This window comes from Paenibacillus lentimorbus NRRL B-30488, assembly GCF_000411595.1.
GTDB classification, from domain to species: domain Bacteria; phylum Bacillota; class Bacilli; order Bacillales; family Bacillaceae; genus Bacillus; species Bacillus velezensis.
Genome location: NZ_ANAT01000016.1, coordinates 1 through 20787, shown reverse-complemented (window position 1 = coordinate 20787; position 20787 = coordinate 1). Strand labels below are relative to the sequence as shown.

16 protein-coding genes, 2 tRNA genes and 4 pseudogenes are annotated in these 20787 nt (G+C 46.4%); all 22 read left to right on the top strand.

The window, feature by feature from the left end; genetic code table 11:
- The first annotated feature begins 33 nt into the window (after positions 1 to 33).
- The 22 genes and pseudogenes from D368_RS09580 (at position 34) to lysS (ending at position 20557) form a co-directional block, all read left to right on the top strand.
- Positions 34 to 419, top strand: a pseudogene (locus D368_RS09580) (S1 domain-containing RNA-binding protein).
- A gap of 157 nt (positions 420 to 576) precedes the next feature.
- A tRNA-Met gene (locus D368_RS09575) sits at positions 577 to 653 on the top strand.
- A 9-nt stretch (positions 654 to 662) separates the two neighbouring features.
- Positions 663 to 734: transfer RNA gene (locus D368_RS09570), tRNA-Glu, on the top strand.
- A 200-nt stretch (positions 735 to 934) separates the two neighbouring features.
- Positions 935 to 3432 (top strand): annotated as a pseudogene (spoIIE, locus tag D368_RS09565) (stage II sporulation protein E).
- 67 nt (positions 3433 to 3499) lie between these two features.
- Positions 3500 to 4237 (top strand): vWA domain-containing protein, encoded by a 738-nt coding sequence (locus D368_RS09560; protein WP_004264624.1) that lies wholly within the window; start codon positions 3500 to 3502, stop codon positions 4235 to 4237.
- Positions 4203 to 5203: pseudogene (locus D368_RS09555) on the top strand (protein kinase domain-containing protein). Before D368_RS09560 ends, D368_RS09555 begins: the two are co-directional and overlap by 35 nt.
- A 104-nt stretch (positions 5204 to 5307) precedes the next feature.
- A pseudogene (gene tilS, locus D368_RS09550) lies at positions 5308 to 6725 on the top strand (tRNA lysidine(34) synthetase TilS).
- Complete coding sequence (gene hpt / locus D368_RS09545; protein WP_004264611.1) at positions 6722 to 7261, top strand: hypoxanthine phosphoribosyltransferase; 540 nt, start codon at positions 6722 to 6724, stop codon at positions 7259 to 7261. Before tilS ends, hpt begins: the two are co-directional and overlap by 4 nt.
- Positions 7262 to 7358: 97 nt before the next feature.
- Positions 7359 to 9278: an ATP-dependent zinc metalloprotease FtsH gene (gene ftsH, locus D368_RS09540; protein WP_060561972.1), complete on the top strand. Its 1920-nt coding sequence runs from the start codon at positions 7359 to 7361 to the stop codon at positions 9276 to 9278.
- Between the two features lie 148 nt (positions 9279 to 9426).
- A complete protein-coding gene (locus D368_RS09535) occupies positions 9427 to 10203 on the top strand; it encodes a type III pantothenate kinase (protein WP_025650393.1) in 777 nt (258 codons plus the stop codon).
- 10 nt (positions 10204 to 10213) lie between these two features.
- A complete protein-coding gene (gene hslO / locus D368_RS09530; RefSeq protein ID WP_071392207.1) occupies positions 10214 to 11089 on the top strand; it encodes an Hsp33 family molecular chaperone HslO in 876 nt (291 codons plus the stop codon).
- Between the two features lie 45 nt (positions 11090 to 11134).
- Positions 11135 to 12025 carry a peptidyl-prolyl cis-trans isomerase gene (locus D368_RS09525; protein ID WP_128574747.1) on the top strand — a complete coding sequence of 297 codons (891 nt, stop codon included), beginning with the start codon at positions 11135 to 11137 and terminating at the stop codon, positions 12023 to 12025.
- A 75-nt stretch (positions 12026 to 12100) separates the two neighbouring features.
- A complete protein-coding gene (cysK, locus tag D368_RS09520) occupies positions 12101 to 13027 on the top strand; it encodes a cysteine synthase A (RefSeq protein WP_004264603.1) in 927 nt (308 codons plus the stop codon).
- Between the two features lie 167 nt (positions 13028 to 13194).
- Entirely contained in the window at positions 13195 to 14616 is a 1422-nt protein-coding gene (gene pabB, locus D368_RS09515) for an aminodeoxychorismate synthase, component I (RefSeq protein ID WP_128574746.1), read from the top strand.
- 6 nt (positions 14617 to 14622) lie between these two features.
- Positions 14623 to 15210, top strand: a complete 588-nt coding sequence (gene pabA / locus D368_RS09510; RefSeq protein ID WP_025854073.1) for an aminodeoxychorismate/anthranilate synthase component II — start codon at positions 14623 to 14625, stop codon at positions 15208 to 15210.
- Positions 15207 to 16091 (top strand): aminodeoxychorismate lyase, encoded by an 885-nt coding sequence (gene pabC, locus D368_RS09505; protein WP_071392205.1) that lies wholly within the window; start codon positions 15207 to 15209, stop codon positions 16089 to 16091. The genes pabA and pabC overlap by 4 nt, the downstream gene beginning before the upstream one ends.
- Positions 16072 to 16929, top strand: coding sequence for a dihydropteroate synthase (gene folP / locus D368_RS09500; protein ID WP_128574745.1), 858 nt, complete (start codon positions 16072 to 16074; stop codon positions 16927 to 16929). Before pabC ends, folP begins: the two co-directional genes overlap by 20 nt.
- Positions 16922 to 17329: a dihydroneopterin aldolase gene (gene folB / locus D368_RS09495; RefSeq protein WP_128574744.1), complete on the top strand. Its 408-nt coding sequence runs from the start codon at positions 16922 to 16924 to the stop codon at positions 17327 to 17329. The genes folP and folB overlap by 8 nt, the downstream gene beginning before the upstream one ends.
- A complete protein-coding gene (gene folK, locus D368_RS09490) occupies positions 17280 to 17783 on the top strand; it encodes a 2-amino-4-hydroxy-6-hydroxymethyldihydropteridine diphosphokinase (protein WP_071392204.1) in 504 nt (167 codons plus the stop codon). Before folB ends, folK begins: the two co-directional genes overlap by 50 nt.
- The gene (locus tag D368_RS09485) at positions 17735 to 17944 is read left to right on the top strand and encodes a helix-turn-helix domain-containing protein (RefSeq protein WP_003150668.1); all 210 of its coding nucleotides are present in this window, start codon (positions 17735 to 17737) and stop codon (positions 17942 to 17944) included. Before folK ends, D368_RS09485 begins: the two co-directional genes overlap by 49 nt.
- A gap of 21 nt (positions 17945 to 17965) precedes the next feature.
- Positions 17966 to 18967 carry a tRNA dihydrouridine synthase DusB gene (gene dusB / locus D368_RS09480; protein WP_069473125.1) on the top strand — a complete coding sequence of 334 codons (1002 nt, stop codon included), beginning with the start codon at positions 17966 to 17968 and terminating at the stop codon, positions 18965 to 18967.
- A gap of 90 nt (positions 18968 to 19057) precedes the next feature.
- On the top strand, positions 19058 to 20557 hold the full coding sequence (gene lysS, locus D368_RS09475) for a lysine--tRNA ligase (RefSeq protein WP_128574743.1): 1500 nt from the start codon (positions 19058 to 19060) through the stop codon (positions 20555 to 20557).
- Positions 20558 to 20787 lie beyond the last annotated feature (230 nt).

The following is a 20787-nucleotide window of genomic DNA, read 5'->3' as shown; positions in this document are numbered from 1 at the left end:
CTTTTTATAAGCCTAAGGAGGAGCACTTTTTTTATGTCGATTGAAGTTGGCAGCAAGTTGCAAGGGAAAATAACAGGTATTACAAATTTCGGAGCATTTGTTGAATTGCCTGGAGGCTCAACCGGTCTCGTTCATATCAGTGAGGTAGCCGATAATTATGTAAAAGACATTAACGAGCATTTAAAAGTCGGCGATCAAGTTGAAGTGAAAGTCATCAACGTTGAAAAAGACGGGAAAATTGGTTTATCAATTAAAAAGCTAAAGACCGTCCGCAAGCCAGACCTAGAAATGATTTCCGTCCGAAAGAATCTTTTGAACAGAAAATGAACAAGTTTCTTAAAGATAGCGAAGACCGCTTATCATCTTTAAAACGAAACACGGAATCAAAACGTGGAGGGCGCGGAGCAAGAAGAGGATAACTTGCTGCTTTCTATAAATACATGGAGCATCCGTCTATCCCAGCGGGTGCTTTTTTTGTATGCGCCTTTATAGTCAGAAAATTAAAACTTTGAAGTTTCTGTTGACGGAATGAAGAAACCTTTGTATTATATAACTTGTGCTTATAAGCACCTATATGGCGGTGTAGCTCAGCTGGCTAGAGCGTACGGTTCATACCCGTGAGGTCGGGGGTTCGATCCCCTCCGCCGCTACCATATATATCTGGCCCGTTGGTCAAGCGGTTAAGACACCGCCCTTTCACGGCGGTAACACGGGTTCGAATCCCGTACGGGTCATCAAGCGAATCGGCTTCTGTTGCAGAAGCCGATTTTTTCATATTTAGACAACTTTTTGAGAAATGTCGGAGGAAATACGAAAGGAAAGGGGAACAAGGGAGAAAGCGTCGAAGAGTTCTTTGGAATTGTTACCTTCTTTTGACAAAATCCTATCTGGGCTTTCATTTATAATGACAAGCAACGAATAAAACAGGTGGGGGATGAGAGCAATGGAAAAAGCGGAAAGAAGAGTGAACGGGCCGATGGCGGGACAAGCTCTGGAAAAACTGCAATCGTTTTTTGAAAAGGCGGCAAAGCTTACAGTCCATCAAGCGCATTCACTTTTTTTCTATAAGGGTTTCATTTATGTCGTGATCGGTTTTTTACTTGGACGGGCTTTCATATTATCTGAGGTTCTTCCGTTTGCACTGCCGTTTTTCGGAGCGATGCTTTTGATCAGAAGAGATAAAGCCTTCTATGCTTGTCTGTCTTTGCTTGCGGGCGCTTTAACCATTTCGCCGAAACACTCTTTATTGATTCTCACAGCTTTGGCCGTCTTCACTCTATTTTCAAAAATCGGTACATATATCGTGCAGGACCGGGTGAAGATGCTGCCGATCGTGGTGTTTTTCTCTATGGCTGCCGCGAGAATCGGATTTGTTTATTTTGAAAGCGGCGCTTTTACCACCTATGATTATGTGATGGCTGTTGTCGAGGCGGGCCTGGCCTTTATTTTGACGCTGATCTTTTTACAAAGCCTGCCGATTTTCACGATCAAAAAAGTGAAGCAATCGTTAAAAATAGAAGAAATCATCTGTTTTATGATCTTGATCGCATCTGTTTTAACCGGGCTTGCCGGTGTTTCATTTCAGGGAATGCAGGCTGAGCATATCCTGGCCCGCTATGTCGTGCTGAGTTTTTCCTTTGTCGGCGGGGCAAGCATCGGCTGTACGGTCGGTGTTGTGACCGGACTGATCCTCGGGCTTGCGAATATCGGGAATCTCTATCAAATGAGTCTGCTTGCGTTTTCCGGGCTTCTTGGCGGGCTGCTGAAAGAAGGAAAGAAAGCCGGCGCCGCAGTCGGATTGGTGATCGGCTCACTGCTGATTTCATTATATGGAGAAGGGTCTGCCGGATTAATGACCACTCTTTATGAATCTTTGATTGCCGTTGTTTTGTTTTTGATTACGCCCCAATCGATTACGAAAAAGGTGGCGCGATACATACCGGGCACTGCTGAGCACAGTCAGGAACAGCAGCAGTACGCGAGGAAAATCAGAGATGTCACCGCCCAGAAAGTAGACCAGTTCTCCAATGTGTTTCATGCCTTGTCGGAGAGCTTCGCCACCTTTCATCAGACGTCTTCCGATGAGCAGGCGGAAGAAGGGGAAGTGGATCTCTTTTTAAGCAAAATCACCGAGCATTCCTGCCAATCCTGCTATAAGAAAAGCAAATGCTGGGTTCAAAACTTTGATAAAACATATGATTTAATGAAACAAGTTATGCATGAAACAGAGGAAAAACAGTATGCCTCAAACCGCAGATTAAAAAAGAGTTTCAGCAGCACTGTTCCAAATCCAGACAGGTGGAAGAGCTGATTGAGGACGAACTTGCCCACCATCACGCCCATCTGACACTGAAGAGAAAAGTTCAGGACAGCAGGAGGCTTGTTGCCGAGCAGCTGTTGGGGGTTTCTGAGGTCATGGCGGACTTTTCTCGGGAAATAAAACGGGAGAGGGAGCAGCATTTTATTCAGGAAGAACAAATGATAGAGGCGCTTCAGCATTTCGGAATCGAGATTCAGCATGTCGAGATATACAGCTTGGAGCAGGGCAATATTGATATCGAAATGACAATCCCGTTCAGCGGAGGACACGGCGAGAGTGAGAAAATCATCGCCCCGATGCTGTCTGACATTCTTGAGGAGCAGATACTTGTCAAAAGCGAACAGCACTCGGCTCATCCGAATGGCTACAGCCATGTTGCGTTCGGTTCGACCAAATCGTACCGGGTATCGACAGGCGCGGCTCATGCGGCAAAAGGCGGCGGTCTTGTCTCCGGCGACAGCTACAGCATGATGGAACTGGGGGCGAGAAAGTATGCGGCCGCGATCAGTGACGGCATGGGCAATGGGGCGAGGGCCCATTATGAGAGCAACGAAACGATTAAGCTGCTCGAAAAAATTCTCGAATCAGGTATTGATGAAAAAATAGCGATCAAAACGATCAACAGTATTCTGTCTTTACGGACGACAGACGAAATCTACTCAACTCTCGATCTTTCTATCATTGATCTTCAGGATGCAAGCTGCAAATTCTTGAAGGTCGGTTCAACGCCGAGTTTTATCAAGCGGGGAGATCAAGTCATGAAAGTGCAGGCCAGCAATCTGCCGATCGGTATCATCAATGAATTTGATGTGGAGGTTGTAAGTGAACAGTTAAAAGCGGGAGATCTGCTCGTCATGATGAGTGACGGTATTTTTGAAGGACCGAAGCACGTTGAAAACCATGACCTGTGGATGAAACGGAAAATGAAAGGGCTGAAAACCGAAGATCCGCAGGAAATCGCTGATATATTAATGGAAGAGGTCATCAGAACGCGTTCCGGCCAAATCGAAGACGATATGACGGTGGTTGTTGTCCGGATTGATCACAACACGCCGAAATGGGCTTCCATACCGGTGCCGGCGGTATTCCAAAATAAAAAGGAGATTTCTTAATCCTTTCGTATAAATCACTTTCCTTCTGGCGAAGATGGGACTAATCGTATCACCGGGAGGAATGTATGTGAATAAGGGACATTTAAATCAAGTTCTGCTGATTACAGATGGCTGCTCCAATCATGGTGAAGACCCGATCGCAATGGCGGCTTTCGCCAAGGAGCAGGGGATTACGGTGAATGTTATAGGAATTATGGAAGAAAACGCGATTGACCAAGAGGCAATGAAGGAAGTTGAAGGCATCGCCATGGCCGGAGGCGGCGTCCATCAAGTTGTGTACGCGTCACAATTGTCTCAGACGGTTCAAATGGTAACGAAAAAAGCAATGACCCAGACGCTGCAAGGTGTCGTCAATCAAGAGCTTAAACAAATCTTAGGGAAAAACGTTGAAATGGAAGAGCTTTCTCCGGAAAAACGCGGCGAAGTGATGGAAGTGGTTGATGAACTCGGAGAAACAGTTCATCTGCAGGTGCTTGTGCTGGTTGATACGAGTGCGAGTATGGCGCCGAAACTGCCAACGGTGAAAGAAGCGCTGATCGATCTTTCCATCAGTTTAAATTCCCGGGCCGGACAAAATGAATTTGCCATGTGTATATTTCCCGGGAAAAGCCAGGAAGTTGAGCTTGTGCTGAATTGGACGCCGAAGCTTGAATCCCTTTCTGCACTCTTTGCGAAGCTGTCGACCGGCGGTATCACCCCTACGGGCCCCGCTATCCGGGAAGCGACGCAGCAGTTTGAGAGAATCCGCTCAAGAAGGAGCATGTTGGCAGATGATGAACGACGCTTTAACGAGTTTGGCATGTAGTCTGGCACCGGGGACGGCAATTCAGGGCAAATGGAACGGCAAATCCTACAGATTGCTCAAACAGCTTGGAAAAGGGGCTAACGGTATTGTATATCTGGCAGAAGCATCAGGCGGACAGGTCGCTTTGAAAATAAGCAGCGACAGCATGTCTGTTACCTCTGAAGTGAATGTCTTAAAATCCTTTTCAAAGGCCCGGTCGCAAACGATGGGGCCTTCTTTTTTGATGCGGACGATGCGTTTATTCCGCAGCTGAATAAAAATGTCTCTTTTTACGTGATGGAGTACATAGAAGGGCCGCTTCTTCCGCAATATATCAGCAGTAAGGGAGCGGAGTGGATTCCGGTGCTGATGGTGCAGCTTCTTTCCAGCCTGTCAGTCCTTCATCAGCAAGGGTGGGTTTTTGGCGACCTCAAACCGGACAATCTCATTGTAACCGGACCTCCGGCTGCCATCCGCTGCATTGATGTAGGGGGAACGACAAAACAAGGCCGCGCGATTAAAGAGTATACGGAGTTTTACGACAGGGGCTATTGGGGGTATGGAACAAGAAAAGCAGAACCATCCTATGACCTGTTTGCTGTCGCAATGATCATGATCCACTGTGTTCAGAAGAAAGAGTGCAAAAAGTCAGGACAGCCGAAAGAACAGCTTCGTTCTATCATTGAAGGCCACCCGTTTCTGAATAAGTATAAGAAGGTTCTGTTTTCTGCTTTAAACGGCCAATATCCGTCTGCGGAAGCCATGAAGCATGACATCCTGACGGCGGGGCAGAGCGCCGGGAGTAAAAGGAAAGCCGCCGCCAAGCCTAAGCCGCCGCAATCAAAACCGCGGCAGGGCGCTGTATCTCAAACGCGGTATAAACGTAAACAAAAACCCGCAAAGCACAATGGTTTGTTTGAAACAACACTTATTTTAATCAGCGTTCTCGCCCTTTATTTCGCTTACATCGTCTTTTTTCTCATCTAATGCCGGCCGGACGCCTGCGCTCATGCTTCTTCTTTGCTTGGAGGGAATGAAAGTGATAGGATATGTATATCTTTAAAAAACCTGCTCATTGTGAGGGGGACATTGTGAAAAGCGTGGAAGATTTTTTCAAAACATATCATCTTCAGGCGGAGGGAGAAACGATTATTGCCGGGGTCTCCGGAGGCCCTGATTCAATGGCGCTTCTCAGTATGCTGAATAAGCACTTCGGGCATTCTTCCGTTATCATAGCGGCGCATGTCGACCATCAGTTCAGGGGTCCTGAATCTGAAGAAGATATGAAGTTTGTGCAGTCATATTGCGAAGCGGAACACATCCTCTGCGAAACGGTACAGATTGATGTTTCTGCATACGCAAAGAAGAATAAGCTGAACAAGCAGGCTGCCGCGCGTGATTGCAGATATCAGTTTTTCGAAGATCTGATGGCAAAACACCAAGCGAAGTTTATGGCGCTGGCTCATCACGGCGATGACCAGGTTGAGACAATGCTCATGAGGCTTGCGAAAGGTACGCTCGGGGCAGGGCTCGCGGGAATGCAGCCCGTCCGCGAATTTGCATCCGGCTGGCTGATCAGGCCTTTCCTCTATGCGGAAAAGGATGAAATCCTAGAATACTGCCGTCAAGAAGGGCTCAGCTACAGAACGGATGAGAGCAATGCAAAAGACGATTATACAAGAAACAGATTCAGAAAGACCGTGCTTCCTTTTTAAAACAAGAATCACCTGACGTTCATAAAATGTTTCAAAAGGTGAGTGAAGCACTGACAGAAGACGAACAATACTTGCAGTCATTAACGAAAGAACGAATGAATAAGGTTATTACAAGCAAGTCTGACACATCGGTTGAAGTCGATTCCTCTCAATTGCTTGCCCTTCCGATACCTTTACAAAGAAGAGGAGTTCAACTAATATTAAACTATCTTTATGAAAACGTTCCATCGTCGTTTTCCGCCCGCCACATACAGCAGTTTCTGGAATGGGCGGAAAATGGAAGCGCCTCGGGAGTGCTTGATTTTCCGAAAGGGCTGAAGGTGGTCAAATCATATCAGACATGTTTGTTTACATTTGAACAATGGCAATGTGAAAAGGTTCCCTTTGAGCTGCAGCTGCAAGGAGCGGAAGGCGAGACTGCTGTTCTCCCCAACGGCTTTATGATAGAGGTGGCCGATCAGGCTGACCCTCATATCAAAAATGGGAATGCTGTTTTTATGACAAGCAGAAATAAGGTGCAATTTCCTTTAACAATCCGGACGAGAAAAATCGGCGACCGGATTAAACTTAAAGGGATGAATGGCTCGAAAAAGGTAAAAGATATATTTATTGATCATAAACTGCCTCTGCGGGATCGGGACGAATGGCCGATTGTAACGGATGCGAGCGGTGAAATTATCTGGCTGCCTGGCTTGAAAAAATCCATCTTTGACGATCTTGTGATTTCAAACAGTGACCGCATTGTATTACAATATAGACAGCATGAAAAGTGTAGGGGGCAAGCATTAACATGAAACAGGATATCGAAAAAGTGCTGATCTCAGAAGATGAGATCCAGCAGAAAGTAAAACAGCTTGGAGAACAATTAACAAGCGAGTACAGCGACACGTTTCCGTTGGCAATCGGTGTGTTAAAGGGAGCGCTCCCTTTTATGGCTGATCTTATAAAGCATATTGATACATATTTGGAAATGGACTTCATGGATGTATCAAGCTACGGAAATTCCACGGTTTCTTCCGGAGAAGTCAAAATCATCAAAGATTTGGATACATCTGTAGAAGGCCGGGACATCTTAATCATTGAAGATATTATCGACAGTGGGTTAACCTTGAGCTATCTCGTAGAACTCTTCCGATATCGTAAAGCGAAATCAATTAAGATTGTTACCCTGTTGGATAAACCAAGCGGAAGAAAAGCGGACATTAAAGCAGACTTCGTAGGCTTTGAAGTTCCTGACGCGTTTGTTGTGGGTTACGGACTTGATTATGCCGAGCGCTATCGCAATCTGCCTTACATCGGAGTATTAAAACCGGCGATTTATGAAAGCTGATCGGCTGCCTGCTTCCGAGATGGTTATCGGTTGTATTGGAATGATTTTCTATGGTACTATTGAACATAGTTGTGCTTACTGTGGGAGGAGGTAAGGAATGAATCGGGTCTTCCGTAATACCATTTTTTATTTACTTATTTTATTAGTAGTAATCGGGGTTGTGAGTTACTTCCAGACCTCAAACCCGAAAACAGAAAATATGTCGTACAGTACGTTTATCAAGAATCTCGATGAAGGGAAAGTTGATAGCGTATCGGTTCAGCCTGTCAGAGGTGTTTATGAGGTAAAAGGACAGCTGAAAAAATACGACAAAGACCAGTACTTTTTAACACATGTTCCTGAAGGAAAAGGAGCAGACCAGATATTTGACGCAATTAAAAAGACGGACGTAAAAGTTGATCCCGCACAGGAAACAAGCGGGTGGGTGACGTTCTTAACGACGATCATTCCGTTTGTCATCATCTTTATTCTGTTTTTCTTCCTGCTCAATCAGGCTCAGGGCGGCGGAAGCCGTGTCATGAACTTCGGAAAGAGCAAAGCGAAGCTGTATACGGAAGAAAAGAAACGCGTGAAGTTTAAAGATGTAGCCGGCGCGGATGAGGAGAAGCAGGAACTCGTTGAGGTTGTTGAGTTTCTGAAAGATCCCCGCAAATTCGCCGAGCTTGGCGCCAGAATCCCTAAAGGCGTGCTGCTGGTCGGACCTCCGGGAACCGGTAAGACATTGCTTGCGAGAGCCTCAGCCGGTGAAGCTGGCGTTCCTTTCTTCAGCATCAGCGGATCTGACTTCGTTGAAATGTTTGTCGGTGTCGGTGCTTCCCGTGTGCGTGATTTATTCGAAAATGCGAAAAAGAATGCGCCTTGCCTGATCTTCATTGATGAGATCGACGCGGTAGGACGTCAGCGCGGCGCCGGTCTTGGCGGCGGGCATGATGAACGCGAACAGACGCTGAACCAGCTGCTTGTTGAGATGGACGGTTTCAGTGCGAATGAAGGAATCATTATTATCGCTGCGACAAACCGTGCGGACATTCTTGACCCTGCATTGCTCCGTCCGGGACGTTTTGACCGTCAGATTACGGTAGACCGTCCGGATGTCATCGGCCGTGAAGCCGTATTGCAGGTCCATGCGAGAAACAAACCGCTTGATGAGACGGTGAACTTAAAAGCAATCGCTTCAAGAACACCCGGTTTCTCAGGCGCAGATTTAGAAAACCTTCTTAACGAAGCAGCACTCGTTGCTGCCCGTCAAAACAAGAAGAAAATTGATATGCGCGACATTGATGAAGCAACGGACCGTGTCATTGCGGGTCCTGCGAAGAAGAGCCGCGTCATCTCGAAAAAAGAACGCAATATCGTGGCGTACCACGAGGGCGGTCACACCGTTATCGGACTTGTACTGGATGAAGCCGATATGGTTCATAAAGTAACGATCGTTCCGAGGGGGCAGGCGGGCGGATACGCGGTCATGCTTCCGAGAGAAGACCGTTACTTCCAGACAAAACCTGAACTTCTCGATAAAATTGTCGGTCTTCTGGGCGGACGTGTTGCGGAGGAAATTATCTTCGGTGAAGTCAGCACGGGGGCTCACAATGACTTCCAGCGGGCAACGAACATTGCCAGAAGAATGGTGACAGAGTTCGGTATGTCAGAAAAACTCGGACCGCTTCAGTTCGGTCAATCTCAAGGCGGTCAAGTATTCCTGGGCCGGGATTTCAACAATGAGCAAAACTACAGTGATCAGATCGCTTACGAAATCGATCAGGAAATTCAGCGCATCATTAAAGAATGTTATGAGCGTGCGAAAACCATCCTGACTGAAAATCGCGATAAGCTTGAATTGATTGCTCAGACATTGCTTGATGTGGAAACATTAGATGCGGAACAAATCAAGCATCTCGTGGATCACGGAAAACTCCCTGAGCGCAATTTCTCAGATGACCATCTTCAAAAAGACGATGTGAAAGTAAACATCCTGTCTAAAACAGAAGAAGAAAAGAAAGACGAGCCGAAAGAATAGTTCGCTTTCTGATATGAAAACCGCCGGCGTATACCGGCGGTTTTTTTACTGGTTTCGTTTTGTTTACAAAAGAGCCGCAGATCGTGTATGGTATTGTAGAATGTTGAAAATGTTATGATTAGAAACTATTCAAAAGTGGTGATAGAGGTTGTTACTGGTTATAGATGTGGGGAACACCAACACCGTGATTGGTGTATATCATGATGGGGAACTAGAATATCATTGGCGCATAGAAACGAGCAGGCACAAAACAGAAGACGAATTCGGCATGCTGCTCCGCTCCTTATTTGAACATTCCGGACTGATGTTTGAACAGATTGAAGGGATTATCATCTCATCCGTAGTGCCGCCGATTATGTTCTCTTTAGAAAGAATGTGCACAAAATACTTTCACATCGAGCCGCAGGTTGTCGGCCCGGGAATGAAAACAGGTTTAAATATAAAATATGACAATCCGAAAGAAGTGGGAGCTGACAGAATCGTCAATGCTGTTGCGGCGATTCATCAGTATGGCGGCCCCTTAATTGTTGTTGATTTCGGAACGGCGACGACGTATTGCTACATTGATGAAAACAAACAATATATGGGCGGCGCAATAGCTCCCGGCATTACGATTTCAACGGAAGCGTTGTACTCACGCGCGGCCAAGCTTCCGAGAATTGAAATCGCCCGACCGGACAATATCATCGGCAAAAACACGGTAAGCGCCATGCAGTCCGGCATCCTTTTCGGCTATGTCGGACAAGTTGAAGGCATTGTAAAGCGGATGAAATGGCAGGCCAAACAAGAACCGAAAGTCATTGCGACAGGCGGGCTTGCGTCATTAATCGCAAATGAATCAGACTGTATTGATATTGTTGACCCGTTTCTTACTTTAAAAGGGCTGGAAATCATTTATGAGCGAAATCGCGTGGGTCACGTATAGGAGGTAAACGATGGATTATTTAATTAAAGCAATTGCATATGATGGTAAAGTGCGGGCTTATGCAGCCAGAACGACAGATATGGTAAATGAAGCGCAAAGAAGGCATGACACGTGGCCGACGGCATCAGCCGCAATCGGCCGGACGATGACAGCGTCTCTGATGCTCGGAGCGATGCTTAAGGGTGAAGATAAGCTGACAGTCAAAATAGAAGGCGGCGGCCCGATCGGAGCCATTGTCGCAGATGCGAACGCAAAGGGTGAGGTAAGAGCATACGTATCAAACCCGCACGTTCATTTTGACCTCAATGAACAAGGGAAACTGGATGTCAGACGGGCGGTCGGAACTGAGGGAACACTCAGTGTCGTAAAAGATTTGGGCTTGCGTGATTATTTTACGGGACAAGTAGAGATTGTCTCGGGTGAACTCGGTGATGACTTCACGTATTACCTTGTTTCTTCTGAACAAGTTCCTTCATCTGTCGGGGTAGGTGTTCTAGTAAATCCTGATAACACGATTCTCGCTGCGGGCGGGTTCATCATTCAGCTTCTTCCGGGGACTGATGAAGAAACCATTTCAACAATTGAAAAGCAATTATCTCAAATCGAACCGATTTCAAAATTGATTCAAAAAGGCCTGACACCGGAAGAAATCTTAGAAGAAGTTCTGGGTCAAAAACCGGACGTTCTCGAAACAATGCCGGTCAAATTTCACTGTTCTTGTTCAAAAGATCGATTCGAAACGGCCATTTTAGGACTAGGCAAAAAAGAAATACAAGATATGATAGAAGAAGACGGAAAAGCCGAAGCGGTTTGCCATTTTTGTAATGAGAAATATTTATTTACAAAAGAAGAACTGGAAGAGCTTCGTGACGAAACAACCCGCTAGCTCTTTAGCGGGTTGTTCTATTTTGTAAAAGGGATGGGGTAGATTTTGAAATCGAGAACACTTTTGACGATTATTGTAGCGGCGCTGTTGGTATGCAGTGTAGCAGTGGCGTATAAGTTAACAAAATCCCAAGCCGCGGGGTCATCTGAAGAATCCATCGCGACAATCGGTGATAAACATATCACACGGCAGGACTGGATGAAAAAGATGGAAGACGAATACGGAAAATCAACTCTGGAAGACATGATTAATGCACAAGTAGTGGAAGAGCTTGCGAAAAAGAATAAACTCACAGTTTCAAACAGCGAATTGGAGCGGGAATTTCTTTTAATCAAAGCGGTGAATAATTCATTTTATGAAGACAGCCATATTACCGAAAAAGAATGGAGAGACCAGATCCGCTACAACATTCTTCTTGAAGAACTGCTGACGAAGGACATCGATATATCGGATAAGGAAATGCAATCATTTTATAATAAAAATAAAGAACTGTATCATTTCGATGATTCCTACAGAATCAGGCACATTGTCGTCAAAAACAAGGAAGAGGCGGACAGGGTGCTTGCTGATTTGAAAGGCGGTTCCAGCTTTGAAGCCGTCGCCGCTGAGCGTTCCACGGACAGATACACGTCTCAGTACGGCGGAGACCTCGGCTTTGTGACAGAAAACCAGGAAAATATCCCGCAGGCATATACCACAGAAGCTAAACATCTCAAAGAAGATGAATGGTCCGCTGAACCGATTAAAGTTTCTTCAGGATATGCCGTCATTCAGCTGAAAGAAAAGCTTAAAGCGAGAACTTTCTCATACAATGAAGTGAAGAGTCAAATCAGACGCCAGATCGCGATGGATCAATTAGGTGACAAGGCGACAGTCAAAACGCTGTGGAAAGAGGCGGGGGTCTCTTGGTTCTACGGGGAAAAAAGAACTAAATGATTGACAAAAAATTTTGAAATTGATAACTTATATTTATAATACCAATAAATTTAGTCGGAAATTGAGGTGTCCAACATGGTGCGTATTGCAAATTCTATTACTGAACTAATCGGAAATACTCCTATTGTGAAATTGAATCGCCTGACGGATGAAAACAGTGCAGATGTATATCTGAAGCTTGAATACATGAATCCGGGCAGCAGCGTAAAAGACCGTATCGGAGCGGCGATGATTGAAGCGGCTGAAAAAGAAGGAAAATTAAAAGCCGGCGACACAATCATTGAACCGACAAGCGGAAATACAGGGATCGGTCTTGCGATGGTGGCAGCGGCTAAAGGTCTCAGAGCCATTCTCGTTATGCCTGATACAATGAGTATGGAACGACGCAATCTGCTGCGCGCATACGGAGCGGAGCTTGTGCTGACTCCCGGCGCAGAAGGAATGAAGGGCGCCATTAAAAAGGCGGAAGAACTTGCGGAGGAACACGGATACTTTGTGCCTCAGCAATTCAACAATGCGGCAAACCCGGAAATTCACCGCCAAACGACGGGGAAAGAAATCGTAGAACAGTTTGGTGACGACCAGCTTGATGCGTTCGTGGCCGGAATCGGTACCGGCGGAACCATCACGGGAGCGGGCGAAGTGCTGAAAGAAGCATATCCATCCATCAAAATCTATGCGGTAGAGCCGGCGGATTCTCCAGTTCTTTCCGGCGGAAAACCGGGTCCGCATAAAATTCAGGGTATCGGAGCGGGATTTGTCCCTGAAACATTGAATACGGACATCTATGATCAAATCATTCCCGTCAAAAACGAGGATGCATTTGAATATGCCCGTAAAACGGCAAAAGAAGAAGGGATTCTCGGCGGTATTTCTTCCGGAGCGGCCATTTACGCGGCACTGGAAATCGCGAAAAAACTCGGGAAAGGCAAGAAAGTGCTTGCGATCATCCCTAGTAACGGAGAACGTTACTTAAGCACACCGCTTTATCAGTTTGAATAGAGACATACACACGGCTCCCGGCTGTATCCGGGAGTTTTTTTGTGCCTGAAGTATCGAAAATCCAAAAAACGTTTCGAATTTTATGGTTGGAAGTGAAATTCACTTTTTTCACCAGTGTGATTGCTTTAAAATAAAACTACAGTAAAACGAAGCAGAGGATTGATATGATGGCACAACGCAGACCGGCAGGAAGAAAAATACCTTTTACGAAACAAGCATTTTTACAGCGATATGAAAACCTTTCGAAATCGAGAAAACGGCATGTTCTGCTCGAAAGCGCGAGAGGGGGAAGATTCAGTATAGCCGGTCTAGATCCGATTGCGTCCGTCAGAGGGAAAGACGGAATTACAACGATCAAGCATGAGGGAGAAACACTGTTTAAAGAAGGTGACCCGCTGCGGGCCTTTCATGAATGGTTTGGAACGCTCGGAACGGAAACAAACGTTGAGTTTCCGGACTTTCAGGGCGGTGCGATTGGTTTTATCAGTTACGACTATGCCCGATATATTGAGAATTTTAAGATGCTGTCGTTAGATGATCTGGAAACACCCGATATTTACTTTCTTGTTTTTGATGATGTGGCCGTTTATGACCATGAGGAAGAGGCGTTATGGCTCATTACCCATACTGAAGCGGAAGAAGCGGATCTTGCGGAAGAAAAGCTGTCCGGCTTAGAGGACATGTGGTGTTCCCTCCAAACGGCGGACGAGCCTTTTTCACCGCTGAATCGGAATGGGGACGGATCGTACGCCGCTCCGTTCACTGAGGAAGGATTTTCACAGGCTGTAGAACAAATTAAACAATATATCGCGAGCGGCGATGTGTTCCAGGTTAATTTGTCCATCAGGCAGTCTCAGTCTTTATCCGTTCATCCGTATGAGGTGTATAAACACTTGAGAAACGTCAATCCGTCTCCTTACATGGCCTATCTCGAGACACCGGGGTTTCAAGTGATATGCGGGTCGCCGGAGCTATTGGTGACAAAGAAGGGGAAGAAGCTTGAAACGAGACCGATCGCGGGTACGCGTTCAAGAGGAAAAGACGATGCTGAAGACAAGGCTTTGGCTGATGAATTAATTCACAACGAAAAAGAACGTGCGGAACACGTCATGCTTGTTGATCTTGAGCGCAATGACCTCGGGCGCGTATCGCGCTACGGCTCCGTGCGGGTTAACGAGTTTATGGCGATCGAAAAGTATTCCCACGTCATGCATATCGTGTCAAACGTACAGGGAGAGCTGCAGGACGGATATGACGCGACAGACATTATTCATGCGGTGTTCCCGGGGGGCACCATCACGGGAGCGCCCAAAGTGAGAACGATGGAAATTATAGAAGAGCTTGAGCCGACAAGACGGGGGCTTTATACTGGATCTATAGGCTGGTTCGGATTCAACGGAGATTTGCAGTTTAACATTGTGATCCGGACGATCTATGCAGCCGGCGGACATGCATTTATGCAGTCCGGAGCAGGAGTGGTTATTGATTCGGTTCCGAAGCATGAATACAAGGAATCGTTCAAAAAAGCTTTTGCGATGAAAAAGGCGTTAGAGCTGAGCGAAGAAGAGACAAAAAATCAGATGAGGTGAGCAGAGATGATTTTAATGATTGACAATTATGATTCATTTACGTACAACTTGGTTCAATATTTGGGTGAGCTCGGGGAGGAACTGATCGTCAGACGGAATGACGAGATTACGATTGAGCAGATTGAAGAGCTGGGTCCGGACTTCTTAATGATTTCTCCCGGGCCGTGCAGTCCTGATGAAGCGGGGATCAGCCTCGAAGCCATCAAACATTTTGCCGGCAGTATTCCTATTTTCGGCGTATGTCTCGGGCATCAGTCGATTGCGCAAGTATTCGGCGGCGATGTCGTCAGAGCAGAGCGGCTCATGCATGGCAAAACGTCAGAAGTTATGCATGACGGCCAGACGATTTTTAACGGCCTGCAAAATCCGCTGGTCGCCACCCGGTACCATTCACTTATTGTCAAAGCGGACACGCTGCCGGATTGTTTTACGGTATCCGCTCAAACCAAAGAAGGAGAAATTATGGCAATCCGCCATCATGAGCTGCCTGTTGAAGGTGTTCAGTTCCATCCGGAATCTATCATGACCTCCTTCGGCAAAGAGATGCTCAGAAACTTTATAGAGACACACCGCAAAAAGGAAGTGTCGGTGTGATTATATATTTGAATGGTCAATATATAGAGGAGAAAGAAGCGGCGCTTTCTCCTTTTGACCATGGTTATCTGTACGGGATCGGCGCGTTCGAGACGTTCAGGCTTTACAGCGGCCGGCCGTTTCTGCCGGATGCGCATGTCGCCAGGCTCAACAGGGCGCTTCGGGATCTGCAGATTGCATATGAGGTGAACAAACAGGAGCTGCTTGATATGCTTCGGAGACTGTTGCACCTCAATGACATAAAGGACGGCAGCGCGCGTGTCCGGCTTAATATCTCGGCAGGCGTCAGCGACAAGGGATTTGCCGCGCAGACTTATGAAAAGCCGACCGTTCTTTGTTTCGTCAACCGGCTCAATCCGGAAACTCTGCCTGTTCAAAAAGAAGGCAGGCTTCTCTCTGTCCGGAGAAATACGCCTGAAGGACATTTCCGGTTAAAATCCCATCACTATTTAAACAACATGTACGCTAAACGGGAGATCGGGAATGATCCCAATCTTGAAGGGATTTTCCTGACCGGAGAAGGAGATGTCGCGGAAGGCATTGTCTCCAACGTGTTTTGGCGAAAAGGAGACAAGGTCTTTACGCCATCTTTGGATACGGGAATTCTCGATGGGGTAACAAGACAGTTTGTCATTGATGAATTGAAACGGCAGGGGACAGAAGTCACCGAAGGCCGATTCCGTTTTCAATCAATGCTTGAAGCGGATGAAGCATGGTTGACAAACTCCGTGCTTGAAATCATCCCGTTTTCTAAAATAGAGGAAGTGCCGCTGCCCGGAATGAGCGGAAAAACGGTGCAATTGCTCCGTAAGCAGTATCAGCAGGAAATAAACAAAATGAATGTACAGGAGGAGGAACAAAATGGCGCAGCAAACAATTGAACAGCCTAAACTGATTCATACAAAAAAAGGCGCTCTGTCCTATAAAGAGAAGACGCTCGTTATGGGGATATTAAATGTAACGCCAGACTCCTTCTCTGACGGCGGCAAATACGACAGTACGGAAAGGGCGCTTCTGCATGCGGCGAAGATGGCTGAAGAAGGGGCGCATATCATAGATATCGGCGGCGAATCGACAAGGCCCGGCGCATCACTCGTGTCGGCTGATGAGGAAATGTCACGAGTCATCCCCGTCATAGAACGGATCACAAGCGAGCTGGACATTCCGCTTTCAATCGATACGTACAAAGCGTCCGTGGCAGACGAAGCGGTCAAAGCGGGAGCCTCTATCCTTAATGACATCTGGGGGGCGAAAGGTGACCCTGACATGGCGTCAGTAGCCGCCGAACACGGAGTTCCGATTATCTTAATGCATAATCGTATGGAAAGAAACTACAACGATCTTATTCCTGATATGCTTGCAGACTTGATGGAAAGCGTAAAAATTGCCGCAGAAGCCGGCGTCACAGATGAAAACATGATTCTGGATCCGGGGATCGGCTTTGCGAAAAACTATGAGGACAATCTGGCTGTCATGAACAAGCTGGAGGTGTTCAGCGGGTTAGGTTATCCGCTGCTCCTGGCCACATCGAGAAAAAGGTTCATCGGCCGTGTGCTTGACCTTCCCCCTGAAGAACGTGCCGAGGGAACGGGAGCGACAGTATGCCTTGGCGTCCAAAAAGGCTGCGACATTGTGAGGGTGCACGATGTCAAAGAGATCGCAAGAATGACTAAGATGATGGATGCTATGCTGAACAAAGGAGGCGCACATTATGGATAAAGTATATGTGGAAGGTATGGAGTTTTACGGATATCACGGCGTGTTCGAAGAAGAAAACAAACTCGGCCAGCGCTTCAAAGTAGACCTGACTGCCGAACTGGATTTGAGCAAAGCGGGAAAAACGGATGACCTTTCTTATACCATTAACTATGCGGAATTGTACAGTGTCTGCCGCGGCATCGTTGAGGGCGAGCCCGTTAATTTGGTCGAGACTCTTGCGGAACGGATCGCAGACACCGTCCTTGAGAAATTTGAGCCGGTGCAGCAATGTACGGTAAAGGTTGTTAAGCCTGACCCGCCGATTCCCGGCCATTATAAATCAGTAGCCATAGAAATGACGAGAAAAAATCATGAACAATACGGCATATATCGGCCTCGGTTCCAATATGGGCGACCGTGAACATTATTTGCGCCAGGCAGTGGCCATGCTCAGCCGGCATGATGGCGTGACGGTGTCAAAAGTGTCCTCCATATATGAAACAGATCCCGTGGGTTATGAGGATCAAGATCAGTTTCTCAATATGGCGGTTGAAGTGAAAACGGCGTTATCTCCTTTTGAACTTCTTGACGTAACGCAGAGCATTGAAGCTGAATTAGGCAGAACGAGAGAGATTCGCTGGGGACCGCGGACGGCAGACCTTGACATTTTGCTGTATAATCGTGAAAATATTGAAACAGAGCGGCTGATTGTTCCGCATCCGAGAATGTATGAGCGCTTATTTGTCCTTGCGCCGTTAAAAGAAATATGTCCGCAGGCGGATCATATCACGATAAGCGCTGAAACAAACCAAGAAGGTGTAAGAGTATGGAAGCAGAAATCTGGGGTAGGCGAATTCGTGCATTCAGAAAGCTGAAAGGTTATACTCAAGAAGGATTTGCAAAAGCATTAGGTATATCAGTTTCTATTGTCGGTGAAATTGAACGCGGAAACCGATTGCCGTCGGATGCCATCATTCAAGATGCGGCAGATGTTTTAAATATAAGTGCGGACGAATTGGCCCCGCCTGAAAAATAGACAAATGAAAGGAGGGGAAAAATGTTTAAAATCGGTGATATTCAATTGAAAAACCGGGTTGTGCTTGCGCCTATGGCCGGTGTCTGCAACTCAGCGTTCAGATTGACTGTAAAGGAATTCGGAGCCGGATTAGTATGCGCTGAAATGGTCAGTGACAAAGCGATTCTTTACAACAACGCAAGAACAATGGGGATGCTTTACATTGATGAACGTGAAAAACCGCTCAGCCTTCAGATTTTTGGAGGAAAAAAGGAAACCCTTGTGGAAGCGGCGAAGTTTGTAGATCAAAACACGACTGCTGATATTATTGATATTAACATGGGATGTCCCGTACCAAAGATTACAAAATGTGATGCGGGCGCCAAATGGCTTCTCGATCCAGATAAGATTTATGAAATGGTATCCGCAGTAGTAGATGCTGTTGATAAGCCGGTTACAGTGAAGATGAGAATGGGTTGGGATGAAGAGCACATTTATGCTGTGAAAAACGCCCAAGCCGTTGAACGTGCCGGCGGAAAAGCCGTTGCCCTTCACGGCCGCACAAGAGTGCAAATGTATGAAGGCACTGCGAACTGGGATATCATTAAAGAAGTGAAGCAATCCGTATCCATTCCCGTCATCGGAAACGGTGATGTCAAAACGCCTCAGGACGCGAAACGCATGCTTGAGGAAACAGGAGTTGACGGCGTCATGATCGGCCGGGCTGCACTCGGCAACCCGTGGATGATTTACCGTACGGTGCAGTACCTTGAAACCGGTGAGTTAAAAGACGAGCCGAAAGTCCGTGAAAAAATGTCGGTATGCAAACTGCACTTAGACCGCCTGATTAAGTTAAAAGGCGAAAATGTGGCAGTCAGAGAAATGAGAAAACACGCTGCCTGGTATCTGAAAGGTGTCAGAGGCAATGCGAATGTACGCAATGAAATTAACCAATGTGAGACGCGTGAAGAATTTGTGCAGCTTTTAGATGCATTTACCGCCGAAGCAGAGGCAAAAGAGCTTCAAGATGCAAAAGTAGGTTAATAATACACCCTCTATTGCTGCTCACTGCCAGCTTACCGCTGGCAGTTTTTCTGCTTTTTCGTGAAATCAAAATGTAACGGAGTGATACCAATGAGTCAAGAAGAGCAAAATCATGAGGAATTGAACGACCAGCTGCAAGTCAGACGAGATAAAATGAACCAGCTGAGAGAAAACGGCATTGACCCTTTCGGCGAACGTTTCGAGAGAACGCATCAATCTCAACAGATCATAGAAGCCTACCAGGAGCTTTCTAAAGAAGAACTGGAAGAAAAAGCGATCGAAGTGACCATTGCAGGCCGTATGATGACAAAGCGCGGAAAAGGGAAAGCCGGCTTTGCGCATCTGCAGGACTTAGAAGGTCAAATTCAAATTTACGTAAGAAAAGACAGTGTCGGCGAAGAACAATATGAAATCTTTAAATCTTCAGACCTCGGAGACGTTATCGGCATCACGGGGAAAGTTTTCAAAACAAACGTAGGCGAGCTTTCTGTCAAAGCGACATCTTTTGAACTGCTGACAAAAGCACTGCGTCCTCTTCCTGATAAATATCATGGGTTAAAAGACGTTGAACAGCGTTACCGCCAGCGCTATCTCGATCTCATCGTAAACCCTGACAGCAAACAAACGTTTATCACACGCAGCAAAATCATCCAAGCGATGAGAAGATACTTAGATGACCATGGATACTTAGAAGTTGAAACACCTACGATGCACAGCATACCGGGAGGAGCGTCTGCACGCCCGTTCATCACGCACCATAACGCGCTCGACATGCCTCTTTATATGCGTATTGCGATTGAACTGCACCTGAAACGCCTGATTGTCGGCGGATTGGAAAAAGTCTACGAAATCGGCCGCGTGTTCCGTAACGAAGGTGTTTCTACACGCCACAATCCTGAATTCACGATGATCGAGCTGTATGAAGCGTACGCCGATTATAAAGCTATTATGAGTCTTACGGAAAACCTCGTAGCACATATTGCGCAGGAAGTGCTTGGAAGCACCACAATCCAGTACGGCGAAGAGCAGATTGATCTGAAACCTGAGTGGAAACGACTCCACATGGTAGATGCGGTCAAAGAAGCGACAGGCGTAGATTTCTGGAATGAGATGACTGTTGAAGAAGCGCGCGGTCATGCAAAAGAGCATGGTATCGAGATCACAAACTCAATGACGGTGGGTCATATCATCAATGAATTCTTCGAACAAAAAATTGAAGAAACACTCATTCAGCCTACATTTATTTACGGCCACCCTGTAGAGATTTCTCCTCTTGCTAAGAAAAATCCGGAGGACCCTCGCTTTACAGACCGTTTTGAGCTGTTTATCGTCGGCCGTGAGCACGCTAATGCGTTTACGGAGCTGAATGACCCTATTGACCAGAGGGAACGCTTTGAAGCGCAATTAAAAGAAAGAGAAGAAGGAAACGATGAAGCGCATATGATGGATGAAGACTTCGTTGAAGCTCTTGAATACGGCATGCCGCCGACCGGGGGATTGGGTATCGGTATCGACCGCCTTGTCATGCTGTTAACAAATGCTCCGTCTATCAGAGATGTTTTATTATTCCCTCAAATGAGACAACGCTAATAAAAGGGAAGGCGCCGTTTCTGCTTATCGCAGTACGGCGCTTTTTTAGAAACAAGCCGCTCGTAAAACTTTTTGATTTTCTTTTAAAAACTATTGCACTATTATTTGTGAGGTGGTATATTATTATTCGTTGCCGCTAAACAAGGCGCTGACGAAAAAAAGAAATTTAAAAAGTTGTTGACTTCAAGAGATTGATAAGATATAATAATAAAGTCGCTTGAACGAAAGGC

What these genes read in the sequence shown, in the direction of transcription:
- hpt (WP_004264611.1), top strand. Translation starts at nt 6,722, where the DNA reads ATGAAACAGGATATCGAAAAAGTGCTGATCTCAGAAGATGAGATCCAG.
- ftsH (WP_060561972.1), top strand. Translation starts at nt 7,359, where the DNA reads ATGAATCGGGTCTTCCGTAATACCATTTTTTATTTACTTATTTTATTA.
- hslO (WP_071392207.1), top strand. Translation starts at nt 10,214, where the DNA reads ATGGATTATTTAATTAAAGCAATTGCATATGATGGTAAAGTGCGGGCT.
- cysK (WP_004264603.1), top strand. Translation starts at nt 12,101, where the DNA reads ATGGTGCGTATTGCAAATTCTATTACTGAACTAATCGGAAATACTCCT.
- pabB (WP_128574746.1), top strand. Translation starts at nt 13,195, where the DNA reads ATGGCACAACGCAGACCGGCAGGAAGAAAAATACCTTTTACGAAACAA.
- pabA (WP_025854073.1), top strand. Translation starts at nt 14,623, where the DNA reads ATGATTTTAATGATTGACAATTATGATTCATTTACGTACAACTTGGTT.
- folP (WP_128574745.1), top strand. Translation starts at nt 16,072, where the DNA reads ATGGCGCAGCAAACAATTGAACAGCCTAAACTGATTCATACAAAAAAA.
- folB (WP_128574744.1), top strand. Translation starts at nt 16,922, where the DNA reads ATGGATAAAGTATATGTGGAAGGTATGGAGTTTTACGGATATCACGGC.
- folK (WP_071392204.1), top strand. Translation starts at nt 17,280, where the DNA reads ATGAACAATACGGCATATATCGGCCTCGGTTCCAATATGGGCGACCGT.
- D368_RS09485 (WP_003150668.1), top strand. Translation starts at nt 17,735, where the DNA reads ATGGAAGCAGAAATCTGGGGTAGGCGAATTCGTGCATTCAGAAAGCTG.
- dusB (WP_069473125.1), top strand. Translation starts at nt 17,966, where the DNA reads ATGTTTAAAATCGGTGATATTCAATTGAAAAACCGGGTTGTGCTTGCG.
- lysS (WP_128574743.1), top strand. Translation starts at nt 19,058, where the DNA reads ATGAGTCAAGAAGAGCAAAATCATGAGGAATTGAACGACCAGCTGCAA.